The organism is Opitutia bacterium (assembly GCA_016217545.1).
Lineage (GTDB): Bacteria > Verrucomicrobiota > Verrucomicrobiia > Opitutales > Opitutaceae > Didemnitutus.
Genome location: JACRHT010000017.1, coordinates 221,432 through 238,842, shown reverse-complemented (window position 1 = coordinate 238,842; position 17,411 = coordinate 221,432). Strand labels below are relative to the sequence as shown.

Below are 17,411 nucleotides of genomic sequence, written 5' to 3'. Positions count from 1 at the left end.
TGCCGCTGCTTTCATGAAAGACACTGTTGCGAGTTATTCTGTCGAGATCGTCGCTCGGGCCGTGCGGCACGGGGAGCGGGTGGCCATCGTGGATGGCGAAGGGGAGGTGTCCTACCACGACTTGGTCGCGGCGGCGCATCGCGCGGCGGACTGCCTGCTGGCGAACGGCGCCGACCTCGCCGGTGCGCGGGTGGCGCTGCTCGCGCCGCCGGGCCGTGATTACGTGATTGCCCAGTGGGGCACGTGGCTCGCCGGCGGAGTGATCGTGCCGCTGTGCCTCACGCATCCGCTCGCCGAGATGGCTTACATGGTCGGTGACGCCGAAGTGAGCGTGATCGTCGCGCATCCGCAGTTTGAGGCGATGGCGCGTGAGCTGGCGGCGACGCGCAGCGTGCGGGTGGTTTCCACGCTCGAATTTCGCGCCGACTCGGTCCGAGCCGGTCGATTGCCGGAGGTCGGCGCGAACCAGCGAGCCATGATCATCTACACGAGCGGCACGACGGGAAAACCGAAGGGCGTCGTCACGACCCACCGCAACATTGCCGCGCAGATCACGGCCTTGATCGACGCGTGGGAGTGGCGGCCGGGCGATCGCATCCTGCATGTGCTCCCGTTGCATCATCTCCACGGGGTGATCAACGTGCTCGGTTGCGCGTTGTGGGCGGGCGCGGTGTGCGAGATGCACGCGCGCTTCGAGGCGCGCGCGGTGTGGGAACGGATCGCGCGTGGCGGGCTGACCTTGTTCATGGCCGTGCCAGTGATCTACCAGCGGCTCATCGCGCAGTGGGACGAAGCCAACCCCGAGGAGCGCGCGATGCTCACGCGGGCCGCGAGTGCGCTTCGCCTCATGGTCTGCGGCTCGGCGGCGTTGCCGGTCCCCGTGTTCGAAAAGTGGCGCGAGGTGAGCGGCCAGTTTTTGCTCGAACGCTACGGCATGACCGAGATCGGCATGGCGCTGTCGAATCCGCTGCACGGTCCGCGCCTGCCGGGCACGGTGGGAGTGCCGTTGTCCGGTGTGCTGGTCCGGCTGGTGGACGAAGCGGGCGCGGTGATCGAGGCCGACGATCAGCCGGGCGAGATCGAGGTCGCCGGCCCCGCGGTGTTTCTGGAGTATTGGCGCCGCCCGGCGGAGACGCTGGCGGCGTTTCACGAAGGTTGGTTTCGCACGGGCGATATTGCCCGCCGCCGGGTCGGCATCTACGCGATTCTCGGGCGAAACTCGGTCGATATCATCAAGACCGGCGCCTACAAGGTGTCCGCGCTCGAGATCGAGCACGAGCTGCTCGCGCATCCGGCGATCGAGGAGTGTGCGGTGGTGGGCGTGCCCGACGACGAGTGGGGCGAGCGAGTTTGCGCCGTGATCAACTGGCGAGGCGGCGCCGGCTTGTCGCTGGAGGAGCTGCGCGCCTGGTGCAAGGAACGGCTCGCCGTCTACAAGGTGCCGAGTCGCGTGCTCTCGAATGTGCCGCTGCCGCGCAACGCGCTCGGCAAGGTGACGAAGAAGGACGTTCAGGCGCTGTTCAAATGCACGCCATGAATCCGACGCTGCGGGAATTCACGCCGAAGGGCCGGGTGCTGATCGGCAAGCCCGGGCTCGATGGACACAGCCGCGGGGCAAAATTTATTGCGAAGGCGCTCGCCGATCACGGCTTCGAGGTGATCTACACCGGCATCCGGCGCACGCCCCGCGAGATCGCGGTTGCCGCGGTGCAGGAGAATGTGGACGTCGTCGGCTTGTCGCTGCTTTCCGGCGCGCATCACACGCTGTTTCCGGCGGTGCTTGCGGAACTGCGCGCGCTGGGCGGAGGAGACATTCCGGTGATTGTCGGTGGCGTGATTCCGTCGGCGGACATTCCGGCGCTGCGGGCGCTGGGCATCCGCGCGGTCTTCACGCCGGGCGCGCCGCTCGCGGAAGTGCTGGCGGCGTTTGAGGAGGCGTGCCGCGCGCGGCCATGAATCCTTTCACGGGCGATCTACCCGCATGGAGCGCGCTCGACCAGCGAGCGCTCGCGCGCTGGTTGTCGGAAATCGAGACGCGCACGCCGGCCGGATGTGCCGCCAGCGCGGCGCTGCAACGGCAGGAATGGCCCGGCGTGAATATCGGCATCACGGGTCCGCCGGGCTGCGGCAAGTCGACGCTGGTGGGCGCACTCGCGCGCGAGTGGCTTCGTCGCGGCGAGTCGGTCGCCGTGCTCGCGATCGATCCTTCGTCGGTGCGGCACGGCGGGGCGCTGCTCGGGGATCGTGTGCGCATGATGGACGGCACGCTGGACGAACGGGTGTTCGTGCGCTCGCTGGCGACTCGCGGTGAGGCGGGTGGTGTGGTCGTCGCCGCGGCCGATCTGGCGCGTCTGTTGCGCGCGGCCGGTTATCGGCGCGTGCTGATCGAGACCGTCGGCGTCGGTCAGAGCGAACTCGCCGTCGCCGCCCAGGCCGATCTCACGCTCGTCGTGCAGGCGCCGGGCGGAGGCGATGAAGTGCAGGCGATGAAACACGGCATTCTCGAGGTGGCCGATGTGTTGGTGGTCAACAAGGCCGACCGGCCGGAAGCGGGCCGCCTGGCGGAGCACCTCGCGCGTTGGACCGGATTGCCGGCCGAGCGCATCTGCCGGACCAATGCGTTGAGCGGCGACGGCGTGGCGTCGTTGATTGATTTGGTCGAGCGGTCCGCGGGCACGCGCGGCGAGCCGCGCCGGCACGACGAGATTCGGGCGATCGCCATCGCGATGCTCACGCGTGAAGTCGACCGGCAGTTGCGCGACCATCCGCTCGACGAGAGCGATACCTGGACGGCCGCGGAACAAGTGGTGGCGGCGTTGCGGCGGAAATCGCCCAGGGAAGAAAACTCATGAATCGAAGTGAGTGGGAAGAATCCGTGCTGAAACCTGCGTTGGCGAAAACGCCCGAGCGGTGCGACCGCTTCGAGACGGCGTCCGGCCTGCCGCTGCCGCGCGTAGCGCTGCCGGCGACGCCGGATGCGGACTACGCCGGGCAACTCGGACTGCCGGGCGCGTATCCGTTCACCCGCGGCATCCACCCGACGATGTATCGCGGACGCCTGTGGACGATGCGGCAATACGCGGGCTATTCGACGGCGGAGGAGACGAACCAGCGCTTCCGCTTCCTGCTGGAGCAAGGCACGACCGGACTCTCGATGGCCTTCGATCTGCCCACGCAGATCGGTTACGACTCCGACGACCCGATTGCGACGGGCGAGGTGGGGAAGGTCGGCGTGGCAATCGACTCCGTCGCGGATCTCGAACGCGTGTTCGACGGACTCCCGCTCGATCGCGTTTCCACCTCGATGACGATCAACGCCACCGCGGCCATCCTGCTGGCGATGTATGTGGTGGCGGCGGAGCGGCGCGGCGTCGCGTGGAACCAGCTGCGCGGCACGCTGCAGAACGACATTCTCAAGGAGTATATCGCACGCGGCACTTACATCTTTCCGCCCGGCCCGAGTCTTCGTTTGACGACGGACACGATCGCCTGGTGCCTCGAGCATACGCCCGGCATCAATCCGGTCTCGATTTCGGGTTATCACATTCGAGAGGCCGGCTCGACGGCGGTGCAGGAAGTGGCCTTCACGCTCGCCGACGCGGTGGCCTACATCGAAGCGGCGCGCGGCGCGGGGCTCCGCCTGGAGGATTTCGGCGCGAAGCTCTCGTTCTTTTTCAACGCATCGTCGGATTTTCTCGAGGAGGCCGCGAAGTTCCGCGCGGCGCGGCGGCTCTACGCGCGGCTGGTGCGCGAGCGGTTCGGCTGCGCGGTGCCCGAGTGCCAGGCGCTTCGTTTTCACACGCAGACTGCTGGCCACACGCTCACGGCGGTGCAGACGGAGGTGAACGTCGTGCGGGTGACGTTGCAGGCGCTGGCCGCGGTGCTCGGCGGCACGCAGTCGTTGCACACGAACGCGCGCGACGAGGCCCAATCGCTGCCGACGGAGGAGTCGGCGCGTCTGGCGTTGCGCATTCAGCAGTTGATCGCCGCGGAGTCAGGCGTCTGTCACACGATCGATCCGCTCGGCGGCAGCTATCTGGTCGAGCAGCTCACGGATCGCATCGAGGAGGAAGCGCGGACGTTGATCGCACGCATCGATCAACTCGGAGGAATGCCGGCGGCCATCGCGAGCGGCTGGGTGCAGCAGGAGATCGAAGTCGCGGCGTATCACCACCAATGCGAGGTGGAATCCGGCGAACGCAAGATCGTCGGGGTGAATTGCCACGTCGTGCCCGAGCAGAGCGAGCCCGCGGTTTTTCGTCCCGATCCCGCCGTCGAGCTCGCTCAGGTGGCGCGATTGCGCGAACGAAAGGCGCGGCGTGACAGCGAGAAAGTCCGCACGGCGCTCGCCGACGTGCGCCTGGCGGCGGAAGGAACCACGAATTTGCTGGGACCGATCATCGCGGCCGTGCGCGTTGAAGCCACGGTTGGCGAGATTTGCGGCGTGCTGCGTCAGGTTTGGGGAGAACACAAAACCCGGATGAGCTGACGATCTGTTGCGGCGGCCGGCGCGGCGTTGCCGGCCGGCCTCGGGAGCGATGCAGCTGAAAGCGCGGCGCGTGCCGTCACTTGGCCGCGGCTTCGGCCGCGGCGTAGAAGTAGACGACGGAACGGAAGCGCGCGTCGCGCGGCGGAGGCACGTCGCGTTTGAAGGACCACTCCCAATTGAATTTCACCGCCGTGCGGAAGGTGAGGGGATCGTTCCAGAAAAGTTTCACGTTCACTTCCGCGAAACTCTGGCTGCCGCCGGACGTGAGCGCGGCGCTGTGCGGCTTGTGTCCCCACGCCATGTCGAAAAGGTCTTCGTGGCCGGTGCCGTTCCAGGAGTTTTCGGGAAAGCGGCGCTCGTCGTCGAGGAAGACGTGCTCGTCGAGTTCCGGCTGGCATTGAAAACGATCGAGGTAGGCGACGATGTGGCCGCGACCGGTGAAATCGAGCGCGGTGAAACCGTTGTGGTAGTAGAACTCGGCCGCCGGCACGTCCGGATGGAGATAGCGGTCGCGCGCGGCGACGAACTCGCCGTCGTTGGCGCGGGCATGCAGATAGAGGGAATCGCCGGGCAACTCCGGCATGGCTTCGTGCGCGACGTGCACGCGCACGGACAGTGGGGCGGCATTGCGGTTCACCAGCCGGATATCCGCGCTGCGGTGGAACGGCATCGCGAAGCGGAGATATTGCCAGCCGTCGGGCGTCCGGCCGAGCGCGAGCGTGCGTTGCGCGAGTGAACCCAGGCCGGTGTCCAGCGGTATCGCGATCGCCGGAGCGGTCGCGCCGTCCCAGCGGACCTCGAGCCAGAGCGAAGCGAGTTCCGCCGGCGTGGCGGAGCTGAGCAGACGGATTTCGCGGATGAGGCCGGGACCGGTCAGCGCGAGGCGTGACGACGGGTCCTCGCCGGGCTGCACGGTGATTTCACGGTCCGTGACGGCGAACGAACCGGTGGTGGTGCGCGTGGACTGAAATTGGCTCCAAGCTTCGCGCGTCAGCTGCAGTTCGCGCTGGTCCGACTCGGAAAGTTCGAGCGGGTAGGGTTGGACGACCGTGTTTTCCGGCAGGTGCTTGAAATTGATGTTGGTGTAGAGCTGCTGCTTTTGCAGGTAGCGGAACCGCGTCTGAAACGGGATGGGGACATACGACACGCCCCACACGTGGCGGCGGCCGGTTTCCTTCTCGGCGGTCAGCTGGCGGATCGCGGCCGAGCGGATTTCGCACAAGGGCGGGACGAAGGGGGCGCGATCCATGCCGAAGAATTTCTCGGCGCTGCCCTCGTAGAGCACGCGACCGTCGACTTCGATGCGGATGGGCTGCCACTCGCCGCCGTGCGTCGACCAGATGCGCGACACGACGCCGGGACCGGAGGCGTCGGCGTAAACCAGCCACTCGCCTTCGCGGTAAAGATAATCGAGTCGATCCGGGTTGTCGCCCTTGCGGCTGAAGCCCGATTGCTGGGTCAGTCGATGCGGTTGCGATTGAAAAAGATGATCGCTCTCGCGCAGGCGCCGGAGTTCCGCGGCGAACGAGACCGAGAGCGGCGTTTCTGGCGCGCCATTGGCCGCAGCGGACAAGAGGGGCAGCAACGCGAGGAACCGAAGGGGGGGCAGTTTTGCGAACATGGGGTAAGGGGATGCGGCCGAGGAGCGGGCGGACGCCGGGGGCAATGCGGGATCGCCGCCTCGCGCTGCGAAACGGCCGCGGCTGGCGCCGCCGGTGACACCTGCAGCCTACTCTTTCCGGCGGCTCCGCGTCTATGCTCCCAGTTGACAAGATTTGCCCGCAATTGACGGCCAATCCGCGACGCGGCGGGCACGGTTACCGGGCGTGCGTAAGCGCGCGCGGAGTATGTCCGCACTCACGCGGCTTCACCGGACTGCGGGAGGCGCCCAGTCGATTTTGAGCGGATGCTTTGCGGGATCGAACATCCAGCCATCGTGCGCTGGCCCGCGGTTGAAGAGCGTGGGACCTGGCGGACGTGCGAAGAAATACTCATCCGCGAAATCGTAGATCGCGTTGAACTCTTCCGGCCCTTGGTCGTGACCTTTCTGGCCATATGCGTTCGTGTGATCGCGCCAATGGATGCGGCACCAGCGCGCCGCGCCGAACCAGTCGTAGATCAGCAGGCCGGTGCGGATGCCGGCCTCGTGTGCGAGCCAGTTGTCGAAGCCGTCGCCCAGTGCGCTCAGACTGAGCAACGGACGCGGCGCGATGAGCGCAATCAACGTCGGCACGTCCCACGGCTGGCGGTTCTGCCGTCCGGCGAACTCGCGATAGCGCGGGTGATACCAGTGCGGAAACTTCTCGATCATGATCTGCGCGTAGTCGTCGCGACCGCGAAACCCGTTGGGATCACGCTGTCGCAACGCGCCTGTGGAGAATGGCCCCGTCGCGGACGGCGCCGCGATCGCGATACGCTCGTCGAAAATCGCGGCGGCCATCGCCGTGGCGCCGCCGCGCGAATGTCCGGTGGCGATGATTTTCGTCAGGTCGGTGACGCCGAGCTGATCGAGCACGTCGATCACGGGCTGATACGCCCAGGCCCACGCGCCGATCGTGTGAAAATCGTATTCGGGATAGAGCGGGAAAATGCCCGCGTGGCGGTCGGCGTTCGCGGGATCGTCGGGCGCGACTTCCTTGCGCTGAAACTCCACCACCGCGTAACCGCGCCGCACGCCCTCGGCCATGCTGTAGCTCGGGGAAGGATGCCCGTGTTCGGGATAATTGTTGATGAGCGTCGGGTAACGTTTGAGCTCCGCGGGCCGCCACAGATTGAACGTGAAGGAATGCGTCCGGCCGTGGCGCGTCAGCGTGATGCGGTAGCACTGACGGCGCCCGGGGATCTTCGTGCCCGGCGAGGTATAGGCTTCGTCGGAAGTGCGGACGAAGGACAGCTCTGACGGCGTCGGGCGCGGAGGAATCCGGCCGTAGAGATAGTGCTGGAGCAGCGCCTTGAGGTAGGCGCGTTGCTGCGGCCACTCCGCGCGGCTGCTCACGCGCGAGCCGTCGGGTTTCTCGAACGGATCAGGCATCAACGCGCGATCAGGCAACTGTTCGACGGACGGAAACGCGTAGTCGTCCGCGCGAGCCGCCGACGCGTCCCCGAGGCCGAGCGCTCCGGCGAGCAGGGCACAGCGCAGCAGACGCGCGCCAATCCCTCGGCTTTTTCTCGGTGGAGTTGAACGGTCGGGCAAGAGGGCGGGGGCGGACGACATGAGGAAGGGGAGTTCGAAGCGCGACGCGCGCGCTCGCTTCGCAGCGTCCCTCTCGAAACGCCCGGCGGTCAAGCGAGGCTCACGGTCGTTTCATTAGGGAACAATTTTGTGCCGCCCGCGATTTGAGCGGTGCGGGAAAGCGCCAACGGTTTTGTCCGCTATGGCATTCGTGGGGCCCTCGCGGCGCCACTTGGTCCCGGAGGCACAATAGCTCCGGGCGATTATCCACGTTACCCCAACTCCAGAAGAACATGATATCTCCTCGTTCGAACGCCACCGCGCGCCGCTGGCTCGCGGTCGCCTGCACCGTCGGTTTCGCCGCCACGGCTTTTGCTCACGTCTATCTCTCGCCGACCGGCACCGGCACCCGAAGTGGCGCCGATGCAAACAACACCAAACCGGTCAGCCTCTTTCAAAACGAAATCCTAAGCCTGACTCCCGGCAACACGATCTACCTCACCTACGGCACCTACAATCTCACGCAGCTTTCGATCGTGGGCAGCGGCACCGCGGGCTCGCCCAAAAAAATCGAGGGCATCCCGAACGCGCAGGGCCAGCGGCCGGTCATCCAGGGCGCCTGGGTTCCCGGATCGACGGCCGACTACCTGTTCCGGTTCGTCAACTACGGCGGCGCCGAGACATCTCATTGGGAAATCAAGAACCTGCACATCGACTCCTACGGGTTCGTCTTCGACATGCCGCTGAACGGCGAGACGTTCACGCTCCGGCAAAACATTCTGTTCGAGAACCTCTCGATGCGTTCGATTGAGGACGGCATCCGCATCCGCAATGCCAGCAACATCACAGTGCGCAACTGCTCCGTGGTTCGACACACGAAGAAGGCGTTTCGCGTCAGCTATTTTTCGCGCTTCGTCACGTTCGAGGACTGCGATACCGACGCCACCGAAAATACGGATCGCGACACGGACCCCAACAACAACTACCCCACCAAGTCGATTCCCGTCGGCTTCTGCACCGACTCGCCGGGCATGGCCCGCCCGAGCATCCATGATCTCCGCTTCACCGACTGCGTCGCGCGCAACAACCGTTTCGCTCCGCAGAGTTCGGGCGACTACTGGAACGGAGATGGCTACAGCACCGAGCGCGGTGTCTACAACGTCACCTACAGTCGCTGCGTGTCCATCGACAATCATGACGGCGGCTGGGACGACAAAGCGGTCAACGTCATCTACGAAAACTGCATCGCCATCGGCAACAAACGCGGCTTCCGCAACTGGGCCAACGGCACGCTGATCAACTGTCTCTCCGTCGACAACGTGAAGTGGGGCGGCAACAGCAACTCGCTCGGCGCCTGGTTCGGCAGCGCTACCGGCGCGGGCACGATCATCCGCTCGACGTTTCACAACAACGGAGACGCCCAAATCCTAGCCGAGTCGCCCGGCACGATCGTCGCCACCGACTCGATCCTCTCAGTCGACGCCGACGCCCCGGCCGGTGCCACTCTGCGCGCTGGCACGATCACGCTCAACGGCTGCGTCGAATACCAGTTCGGCGTGACCGGCACCAATCCCGCCTACGTGGGACCGATCGTGGACTGGGAACTTGCTCCCCCCGATGCCTTCAACAGCACCGCGTTTCTCACCAAGGGTTATCAAGGCCAGGGCACCGCGACGACCGCACCCGCCGCACCGGGCGCCGCCACCGCGACGCTGAACGCCGCGCAATCCAATCACGTCGATCTCGCGTGGACCGACAACTCCACTAACGAGCATGGCTTCCGCATCGAGCGCTCGGCCAACGGCGGCGCCTACACCGTCGTCGGCACCACCGGCACGAACGCGAATCGCTACATGGACACCGGTCTCGCCTACGGCACCAGCTACGCGTATCGCGTCTACGCCTACAACAACATCGGCTCGTCCACGAGCTACGCGTCTGTCACGCGCGCCACGCCCGCCCTCGCGGCGCCTGCGACGCCGACCGGTTTCACGGCCGTCGTCGATCTCGAAGCCGGCGGCGCTCTCGCGCTCGCGTGGACGGACGCATCGACGAACGAGACGCATTTCGAAATCCAGCGCAGCAGCGACGGCACCAATTACAGCGTCATCGCGACGGTTCCGGCGCAGTCGATCGCCTACACGGACGCGACGGCCCCCGTGAACACCACCGTGCACTATCGCGTCCGCGCGGTGAATTCCGCTGGCGGCGCCAACTCCGCCGTCCAAACAGTGGCCGTTCCGTGGGTCGTCATCGTCGACAACCTCGACTCCAACGTCGAAATCTCGCCCGTCAGCCCGGCGGAATGGGTTCAAAGCACGGGGCAACCGGGTTTTTGGGGAACGAATTATCACGCGGACACCCTACCGAGCGCCGCAGCCAGTTTCGGATTTGTGCCGGCGGTGCCCTCGACGGCCAGCTATCAGGTCTACATGCGGTGGGCCGCCCACAGCAACCGCGCCGACAACGTTCCGGTCGACATCATCCATGCGGGCGGAACCAGCACCGTCACCGTCAATCAGAAGGGCGGCGGCGACGTCTGGAATCTCCTCGGCACTTACACCTTTAACGCCGGATCCACCGGCAAGGTCGTGATCCGCAACACGGGCGTGAACGGCGCCGTGATCGCCGACGCCATCTGTCTTCGCGCCACGGCGACGAGCGGCCCGAACGCGCCGACCAACGTCACCGCGACCGCCGCCAGCGGCACGACGGTCAACCTCACCTGGAGCGATCAATCGAGCAATGAAACCGGTTTCCGCGTCGAGCGCTCGACCGACAACGAGAGCTTCACCGCCGTCGGCACGACGGCGGCGAATGCCACGAGCTTCTCCGACACGAGCGCCACCGCCGGCCTCACCTATTACTACCGCGTCCGCGCGGTGCTGGGCAGCACGCCCGGGGCGGCCTCGTTGAATGCGACGACGTTCACCCCGCTGGTCATCATCCTGGACAATGTCCCCTCGACTGAAGTCGTGCATTCCCCAAGCGCCTGGACGTCGGCCAATCTCGTGTCGGGCGCCTACAACAATGAATACGTCCACGACGACAACTCGAGCGCCACGATCGCCAAGATGATCGTCTTCCGTCCGACCATTCCCGGTGACGGCACCTACCAGGTCGAAGCGCGCTGGACCGCCGGCAGCAACCGCGCCAGCAACGTCCGCTATCTGCTCTCCGGTTCGATGGGCCGGCTGCCGTTCGTCGCGAATCAGAAATACAGCAACAACACGTGGGTCACGCTCGGCACGGTAACGTTCCGCAGCGGCACGGGTGGCACCGTGCAGTTGTTGAACGAAGGCGCCAACGGCTACGTGATCGGCGACGCCGTGCGCTTCACGCGCGTCGCGCCGTAACGGACTCCGTCAACTCCGCCTTCCGGATACCTCTCGCTCCGCGGCCCATCCTGGCCGCGGAGTTTTTTTGCGACCTCCGAGTTCTCGCGAATCGCGTTAGGGGCCTCCGTCCGTCCCGTCCCGTCGGACGTCAGCGGTGCGAGTTTGCTTTCAGCGCGCGCAACTCGCGCATCACCGCGGAGAGGTCGGCCGATTGGTTCAAACCGCCGAAGGCGTCGTGGACGGCGCGATAGAGTCGATAGAGTTCGTTGTAGCGCCGGCGATTCGCCGCCTGCGGGCGGTAAGCGATCGGCTTGAGCGAAGTCATCTTGCGCTGGGCCGAGGGAAAATCGGCATGCGCGTCGGCGAGGACTGCGGCGGAAACGGCCGCCCCCAATGCGCAGGTCTGACTCGAACGGGAGACGAACATCGTGCAGCCCGTGACGTCGGCGTAGATTTGCATCAGCAGCGGGTTCTTCTCCGCAATGCCGCCGGCGCACACGATGCGGCGGGTCTCGATGCGATATTCCTGCAAACGCTCGAGAATCGCGCGGGCACCGAATGCCGTGGCCTCGATCAAGGCGCGGTAAATCTCCGCCTGCGTCGTGTGCAGCGTGCAGCCCAGCAGGGCGCCGCTCAGGAGCGGATCGACGAGGATAGTGCGATTCCCGTTGTGCCAGTCGAGGGCGAGGAGCCCGCTCTGCCCGGGGGCGAGCCGCGCGGCTTGCTTCGTCAACACGCGATGCATCGCGGCGTCGCCGCCGCAAACGACTTCCACCCACCATTTGAAAATATCGCCGACGGCCGACTGACCGGCCTCGAGGCCGTAGAATCCCGGAAGAATGGCTCCCGGCACGATCCCGCAAATGCCGGGAATGTCGGGGATGGTTTTTCGCATCGACACCACGCCGCAATCGCACGCGGACGTGCCGATGACTTTGACGATCGTGCCTTCCCGCACGCCGCAGCCGATGGCGCCATAGTGAACGTCGAACGCGCCGATCGCGATCGGGATGCCGGCCGGCAGGGCTAGTTTTCGCGCCCATGGCGCGCTGAGGTAACCCGCAGCCGTGCGCGCGTCGTGAGCCTTCTCATAGAGCCGCTCGCGCAGCGCGGCCAGTTGCGGATCGAGCTGCGCGAGGAACTCTTGATCGGGGAGGCCGCCCCATTCGTCGGAGTAAAGCGCCTTGTGTCCGGCCGCGCAGATCCCGCGCTTGATTTGGCGCGGATCGGTGATGCCCGCGAGAACCGAGGGCACCCAGTCACACAACTCCACCCAGGAGAATGCCGCGGCGAAGACGTCCGGCGCGACATTGCGACAGCGCCAGAGCTTGGACCAAAACCATTCCGAGGAGTAGGTGTTGCCGCACTTGGCGATGAAATGCGGGCGCTGCGCCGCCGCGAGCTCGGTGATCCGCGCGGCCTCGCGCCAGCTGGTATGGTCTTTCCACAGCCAGCACTGGGCGTGGAGATTTTTCTTCCAGCGCGGCGCGGAGGCGAGCGGGACATTTCGCGCATCGACGGGCAAAGGCGAGGAGCCGGTGGTGTCGACGCCGATCCCCACGACGCGCGAGGCGTCGAAGCCGCGACGTTTTCCCGCTCGCTCGAGCGCGCCGTGCACGGCCCGCTCGAGACTGATCAAATAGTCGGTCGGATGCTGGCGCGCGAGATCGTGGTCCCGCGGGTCGAGCAGGATGCCTTGCTGACCGGACGGATAGTCCGCGACGCCGGCGCCGAACTCGGCGCCGTCCGCGCAGCGGACGACGAGTGCCCGGACCGAGTTGGTGCCGAAATCGATTCCCAGTGTATACATGATCGAGAGGAGGCACGGAACGTCGCGTGTCGATGCGGCGTCAGGGACGCTTGGTCCATTTCAGCTTCGCCAGCTGGATGCCGTTGAAGTCCGGTTTGACGGACGCGATGTAGTCCTGTCCGTCATGATGCACGATTTCCGGAGCGGCGACGGCGAGCGTGCCGATCATGTAGCGATCGTCGTTCACGCCGAAATCCAGCGGATTTCGCGAGGCATACTGCGTGTTGATGTGGTCCTTGCCGTAGCGCTGATTGCGGAAGAGATAGTAGATGCCGTTTCGCTCGACGATGAACGGGCACTCGGCATCTCCGCCGTGCCAGCGGCATAGCGCGGTCGCGCTCCCGCCGGCCGAGACGATCATCGGTTCGCTCCAACGTCGCAGATCCGTCGAGGTCCGGCAGAAAATCGCGGCGAGCGGCGGCGTGCCGGTCTTTTCCTTGTGATCCGAGTAATAGCAGAAGTAGAGCTCGCCGACCTTGAACAGCATGGCGTCCCGCGTCTGCGTGTGAGGACCGGAGAAGAGATCCGGCTGGCCGCGCTCGTTTTTGACGTGCTGGAAATTTTTCCCGTCGCGGCTGGTCGCGAGACAGATGCGCAGCCAATCGCCGTAGAACATGTAGTAGGTGCCGTCGATCCGCACGACGTGCGGGGCCTGTAGGCCGCCGTCCGTTTCGCCGAGCGCCGGATCCGCCTGCATCGCGATGCCCATCGGCTTCCAATCGGGGTCGGTCAGGCTCTTGCCTTCCCAGCGGTAAAGCAGGCGCGTCTTGCCGCCGCAATTGGTGCGTCGAATGCAGGACCACAGTTGCCACGTGCCATCGGCGGCCTGCCAGATCGCGAAATCGACGGGCTGTTGTCCCGGGCTGCCGATCGCTCCCAGGTCCGGATTGTTGGCGATGCTCCACCAATCGCCGTCGATCACGGGCTGTTCGACGCCGGGCAACTCGCTCGCGCGCGCGAGACTGAGACCGAGAACGAGGAAGAGAAGCGAGAGGAGCGTTCTGCGACGGAGGGGTTGGGTATTCATGATGAGAGCGAAGAAAAGCGGGGGCCGCCGGCGGCGGGCGTGTAGGCGATCTCGCGCAGCGGAATGCGTCCGGCGCGGACGTCGAGGAACGGGCGACCGTCGCGCACCCCAACCAAGCCGAATCCGGTGGCCGCGCAGAGGAACGCGCGGAAATCGCCCGTGCACGGCGGTTGCAGGTGCAGCACCTGCGTGACCGCGTCATAGCGCGCGCCGCTCATCGCCTGGAGCAGCGCATACGACGACAGCGCGCGGCCATACCAGTGACCGCATTCGTATTCGTTGAAGGGATTGCGAACCCGCCCGTCGTAGCGGGCGCGGCACAAGCGGACGACATCGAGGCCTTCGGCGACGTGCCCCGTCATGATCAGATGCGAGGCCACCTGATACTCGATGCCGGTCCACACCTCGTCCGAATACGGAAACGCCAGCGGCGGCTTGTCGCCACGCGGCCACGTGCACAGCAGCAGTCCGCCCTCGCGACCGACCGCGTAGGTGGGGCGCTGTGGATTGGCGTGATCCGAAAGATCGCGCCGGAGATTGTGGCGATATACGGCGCGCAGGTGGCTCGTGATCAGGTCCGGCTCCGCGATGTCGCCCAATCCGGAAACACGGGCGAACCACGCGCCGATGACGCCGTCGGCGAGACAGCCGGGTCCGTATTGGTGCAACGGCCCGCTCTCTTCGACCAGCGCGCGCCATTCCGGCGAGACGGTCACCTGACCATGCGCCGCCTCGGCGGGATTCTTCGCGCGGAGGTTCTTCCACACGACGCGCTGGTGCAGATACTCGCCGTTGAAGAGAACGGTCCGGAGTCTTTCACCTCCCGCTGCGAGCAGCTGCGTGTAGCGCGCCGCGTCGTCGCCGAGCGCTCGCGCGATCTCGATCGCGGCGGACAGAGCGCCGAGGTAAATCGTCGTGGCCATGCTGTCTGGGCCCCACAGCTCGATGTCGTAGGTGTTGTGATGCGGCTCCTCGATGAGGCCCTTGCCTTCGGGGTCCCACGTGGCGATGCAGTAGTCTAGGCTCTGCCGCACACGCGGCCACCAGCGGCGGAGCCAGTCGGTGTCACCGCTGATCCGCCAGTCTCGATAAAACTTTATGATGCCGCCCAGCTGGCCGTCGGCGGCTGCCACGGTCGCTTCCTCGGGCGGGCGAATGGGCAGCGACGTGCGGAAATTCTGCCGTCCGTGCTCGTCCTGCGAAGGGCCGAACTCGCTCTCGCGCAAACTCCGCTCGAGGGAGGGAAACAGGTGCGCGATGGCCTGCGCATAGTTCCACACGTGCGTGCAGGAACCGGCGCAACTTCCGGAGTCGTCCTTGCATCCCTCCCACGCCCACAGCCGGCCGGCCTGCTCCCGCAGCAACGTGGGCGATTTCAGAATCGCGAGATTCGCCGTCACCGCTTCGAGGACTTCCGGCGAAAGCGTCGTGTCGTGCAGGCACGCAGCAAAACGATCGCTCGCGGAGCGCAATTCGCGATAGCGTTGGCGCCAATCCGCGAGCACCGCATCGATATCGCGGTAGCGTTGGGCATACCAAGGTTGGTAGCAGCCCGATTCCTCATACGGCACGGGCGGGGCGAGGACGTGGATGCGGTCCGTGCGCAGCTTGCTGCGCGGGACGTGCCAGCCGAGTCGCAGCGTGATGGTCCGCCTCGCGCCCGGCGCGAGGCGCAGCGGCACGTAGAGCGAGGCACCGCGCGACGGCGTGCTGGTGGCGTGCGGCGGTTGGTCGGGACAGGCGCCGGACTCGACGTGATTCCACACTATCGGAAGCCAGTCGCGGAAGCGTCCGCGGAACCACGCGGCGTCGACGCGCGTGTCTGGCTCGTCCACACAGGCGGCAAATGAGGCCTCGAGCCACGGCGCGTCCGATGTCGGCTGGGCGCGCAGCACGAAGCCGCCCGGCACACGCCGCACCTCGCGAGCCGACTTGTCTGACGCAGTGAAAAAATCCGCCGCGTGGAACGAGAACACGGCCTCCACGGGCGCGGCCGTGTGGTTGACGAACTCGTATTCGAGCGCGGCGACGGGCAGGCTCGAGTCGTCCGCGTCCGGCGGCGTGAACGGACTCCACGCCACGAGGCGCACGCCGAGCGGCAGTTGCTCGTCCGTGAAATCGATCTCGGCGAACGGAAACCGCGCGCGGAACGTCGCCGTTGCGAGCCGCGGAAGACCGTAGGGCTTGCCCTCGCCGCCGCGCGCCGTTCCGGGCGCGCCAAAGAGTTTCCACGTTGGCACCGACCCTTCGAGCACGCGCGCGATTCGCTGCGGCCCGGCGATCGAGATCGCCGCGAAGGCGCACGGCTCGTTGAAGACGTCGGGATGGTGCCGCAGTGAGGCGTGTGAGAGCGATCCCGAGCCCTCGATGCAGATCATGCCCGAGCCGATGCCGCCCAAGGGGAACGCGACACGATCCAGCTGGCGACCCTGATACGGCGCGCCGAACGCGCGGTTCGCTGCGCTTACATCCGGTGCTGCGCTGGTGGCTGGAGCGGACGTGGCGCGGGCCGGGACGCCGCCGCCCGCGGCTACGGCGCCGGCGAGCGCGGACATTTTGAGAAAGTCGCGTCGGCCGAGAGGGCGGTGCGCTGAGTTGCCGGCGGCAAGGCTCATGGCGTAGACGCGGACTCTTTCGTCACGATCCGTGACGGGATCGTGTAGATTTTTTCCGGCACGAATTCCGGCTCGCGCAACATCCGCGTGCCGATCTCGACCGCTTGTTCAACGCAGAGCGGATAGACGAACGTCGCCGCGAGCACGCCGTCGGTCACCTTCTTGATGCCGCCGGTGTCGCCGGGCAGGCCGTCGATGCCGACGAAAATCATTTCCCGTTCGCGGCCTTTTTCGCGGGCGGCGAGATAGGCGCCCATCGCCATCGGATCGTTGCGGGCGTAGACCACGTCGATGGCCGGCGTCGCCGCGAGTATTTCGGTCATGCGGTCCTTGGCGGTGCTCTGCAGCCAGTTGGCGACCGCTTCCCCGACGAGTTCGATTTGCGGATACTGTTGAAAGACCGCGTGCGCGCCGCCCGCGCGATTGATCTCGGCCTCGACGCCTTTCAAGCCGGCGAGCTCGACGATCCGTCCGCGCGGTGCGCCATGTTTTTTCTTCAGGTGTTCGACGATGAACTCACCGGCGAGGCGGCCGATCCCGCGGTTGTCGGCGCGAATCCACGTCGTGTAGTGCGGCTCGAGGATGTCGCGCTCCAGACAGATGGTCTTGATCCCGGCAGCGGCGGCGCGCCGCATGACGTCGGTGAGCGGCGCGCGCTCGTTCGGCGCCACGATCAGGAGATCGGGCTTGCCGCGAATGGCGGTCTCGATCTGCGCGATCTGCTTCGCGCTGTCCTGCTGCGCGTCCATGACGACGAGCTTCACGTCCGACTGCTGGCCCCACAGGCGGGCCATGGCGTCGTTTTGTGCGGCCCGGTAAGGTTCGGCGTTGTTGCACTGACTGAAGACGACCGTGAAGCGGGGCGCGGCGCCATCGCGCGACGCCTTCGGCGCGCAGCCGACGAGGAAACACGAGGCCAGAAGCGAAAGCAGTAGCAGGAGACGAGGGAGGGTTTTCATG

At 66.1% G+C, this 17,411-nt stretch carries 11 protein-coding genes; 5 read left to right on the top strand and 6 right to left on the bottom strand.

Annotated features, from left to right (window positions below; translation table 11 throughout):
• The first annotated feature begins 13 nt into the window (after positions 1 to 13).
• The 4 genes from HZA32_17005 to HZA32_16990 are packed head-to-tail and all read left to right on the top strand — an operon-like array spanning position 14 to position 4,489.
• Positions 14 to 1,537, top strand: a complete 1,524-nt coding sequence (locus tag HZA32_17005) for an AMP-binding protein (protein MBI5425777.1) — start codon at positions 14 to 16, stop codon at positions 1,535 to 1,537.
• Positions 1,534 to 1,956 (top strand): cobalamin B12-binding domain-containing protein, encoded by a 423-nt coding sequence (locus HZA32_17000; protein MBI5425776.1) that lies wholly within the window; start codon positions 1,534 to 1,536, stop codon positions 1,954 to 1,956. The genes HZA32_17005 and HZA32_17000 overlap by 4 nt, the downstream gene beginning before the upstream one ends.
• Complete coding sequence (locus HZA32_16995; protein ID MBI5425775.1) at positions 1,953 to 2,852, top strand: methylmalonyl Co-A mutase-associated GTPase MeaB; 900 nt, start codon at positions 1,953 to 1,955, stop codon at positions 2,850 to 2,852. Before HZA32_17000 ends, HZA32_16995 begins: the two co-directional genes overlap by 4 nt.
• The gene (locus HZA32_16990) at positions 2,849 to 4,489 is read left to right on the top strand and encodes a methylmalonyl-CoA mutase (GenBank protein MBI5425774.1); all 1,641 of its coding nucleotides are present in this window, start codon (positions 2,849 to 2,851) and stop codon (positions 4,487 to 4,489) included. The genes HZA32_16995 and HZA32_16990 overlap by 4 nt, the downstream gene beginning before the upstream one ends.
• A gap of 76 nt (positions 4,490 to 4,565) precedes the next feature.
• Here HZA32_16990 and HZA32_16985 read toward each other — a convergent pair whose 3' ends face one another.
• Together HZA32_16985 and HZA32_16980 are read right to left on the bottom strand one after the other, a co-directional pair.
• The gene (locus HZA32_16985) at positions 4,566 to 6,110 is read right to left on the bottom strand and encodes a DUF2961 domain-containing protein (protein ID MBI5425773.1); all 1,545 of its coding nucleotides are present in this window, start codon (positions 6,108 to 6,110) and stop codon (positions 4,566 to 4,568) included.
• A gap of 246 nt (positions 6,111 to 6,356) precedes the next feature.
• Positions 6,357 to 7,703, bottom strand: coding sequence for a hypothetical protein (locus HZA32_16980; GenBank protein ID MBI5425772.1), 1,347 nt, complete (start codon positions 7,701 to 7,703; stop codon positions 6,357 to 6,359).
• Positions 7,704 to 7,954: 251 nt separating this feature from the next.
• On the opposite strand from HZA32_16980, the gene HZA32_16975 reads away from it, so the two are divergent.
• Positions 7,955 to 11,017: a hypothetical protein gene (locus HZA32_16975; GenBank protein ID MBI5425771.1), complete on the top strand. Its 3,063-nt coding sequence runs from the start codon at positions 7,955 to 7,957 to the stop codon at positions 11,015 to 11,017.
• A gap of 130 nt (positions 11,018 to 11,147) precedes the next feature.
• On the opposite strand, the gene HZA32_16970 is transcribed toward HZA32_16975, so the two are convergent.
• From HZA32_16970 to HZA32_16955, 4 genes are read right to left on the bottom strand one after another with little or no spacing between them, the layout of a single operon-like run.
• Entirely contained in the window at positions 11,148 to 12,809 is a 1,662-nt protein-coding gene (locus tag HZA32_16970; GenBank protein MBI5425770.1) for a ribulokinase, read from the bottom strand.
• Positions 12,810 to 12,849: 40 nt separating this feature from the next.
• The gene (locus tag HZA32_16965; protein ID MBI5425769.1) at positions 12,850 to 13,836 is read right to left on the bottom strand and encodes a hypothetical protein; all 987 of its coding nucleotides are present in this window, start codon (positions 13,834 to 13,836) and stop codon (positions 12,850 to 12,852) included.
• The gene (locus tag HZA32_16960; protein MBI5425768.1) at positions 13,833 to 16,451 is read right to left on the bottom strand and encodes a twin-arginine translocation signal domain-containing protein; all 2,619 of its coding nucleotides are present in this window, start codon (positions 16,449 to 16,451) and stop codon (positions 13,833 to 13,835) included. The genes HZA32_16965 and HZA32_16960 overlap by 4 nt, the downstream gene beginning before the upstream one ends.
• Positions 16,448 to 17,410, bottom strand: coding sequence for a substrate-binding domain-containing protein (locus HZA32_16955; protein MBI5425767.1), 963 nt, complete (start codon positions 17,408 to 17,410; stop codon positions 16,448 to 16,450). Before HZA32_16955 ends, HZA32_16960 begins: the two co-directional genes overlap by 4 nt.
• Between the last annotated feature and the right edge of the window lies 1 nt (position 17,411).

Bases quoted from the DNA above. Each gene is read 5' to 3' on its own strand.
- HZA32_17005 (MBI5425777.1), top strand. From the start codon at position 14: ATGAAAGACACTGTTGCGAGTTATTCTGTCGAGATCGTCGCTCGGGCC.
- HZA32_17000 (MBI5425776.1), top strand. From the start codon at position 1,534: ATGAATCCGACGCTGCGGGAATTCACGCCGAAGGGCCGGGTGCTGATC.
- HZA32_16995 (MBI5425775.1), top strand. From the start codon at position 1,953: ATGAATCCTTTCACGGGCGATCTACCCGCATGGAGCGCGCTCGACCAG.
- HZA32_16990 (MBI5425774.1), top strand. From the start codon at position 2,849: ATGAATCGAAGTGAGTGGGAAGAATCCGTGCTGAAACCTGCGTTGGCG.
- HZA32_16985 (MBI5425773.1), bottom strand. From the start codon at position 6,110: ATGTTCGCAAAACTGCCCCCCCTTCGGTTCCTCGCGTTGCTGCCCCTC.
- HZA32_16980 (MBI5425772.1), bottom strand. From the start codon at position 7,703: ATGTCGTCCGCCCCCGCCCTCTTGCCCGACCGTTCAACTCCACCGAGA.
- HZA32_16975 (MBI5425771.1), top strand. From the start codon at position 7,955: ATGATATCTCCTCGTTCGAACGCCACCGCGCGCCGCTGGCTCGCGGTC.
- HZA32_16970 (MBI5425770.1), bottom strand. From the start codon at position 12,809: ATGTATACACTGGGAATCGATTTCGGCACCAACTCGGTCCGGGCACTC.
- HZA32_16965 (MBI5425769.1), bottom strand. From the start codon at position 13,836: ATGAATACCCAACCCCTCCGTCGCAGAACGCTCCTCTCGCTTCTCTTC.
- HZA32_16960 (MBI5425768.1), bottom strand. From the start codon at position 16,451: ATGAGCCTTGCCGCCGGCAACTCAGCGCACCGCCCTCTCGGCCGACGC.
- HZA32_16955 (MBI5425767.1), bottom strand. From the start codon at position 17,410: ATGAAAACCCTCCCTCGTCTCCTGCTACTGCTTTCGCTTCTGGCCTCG.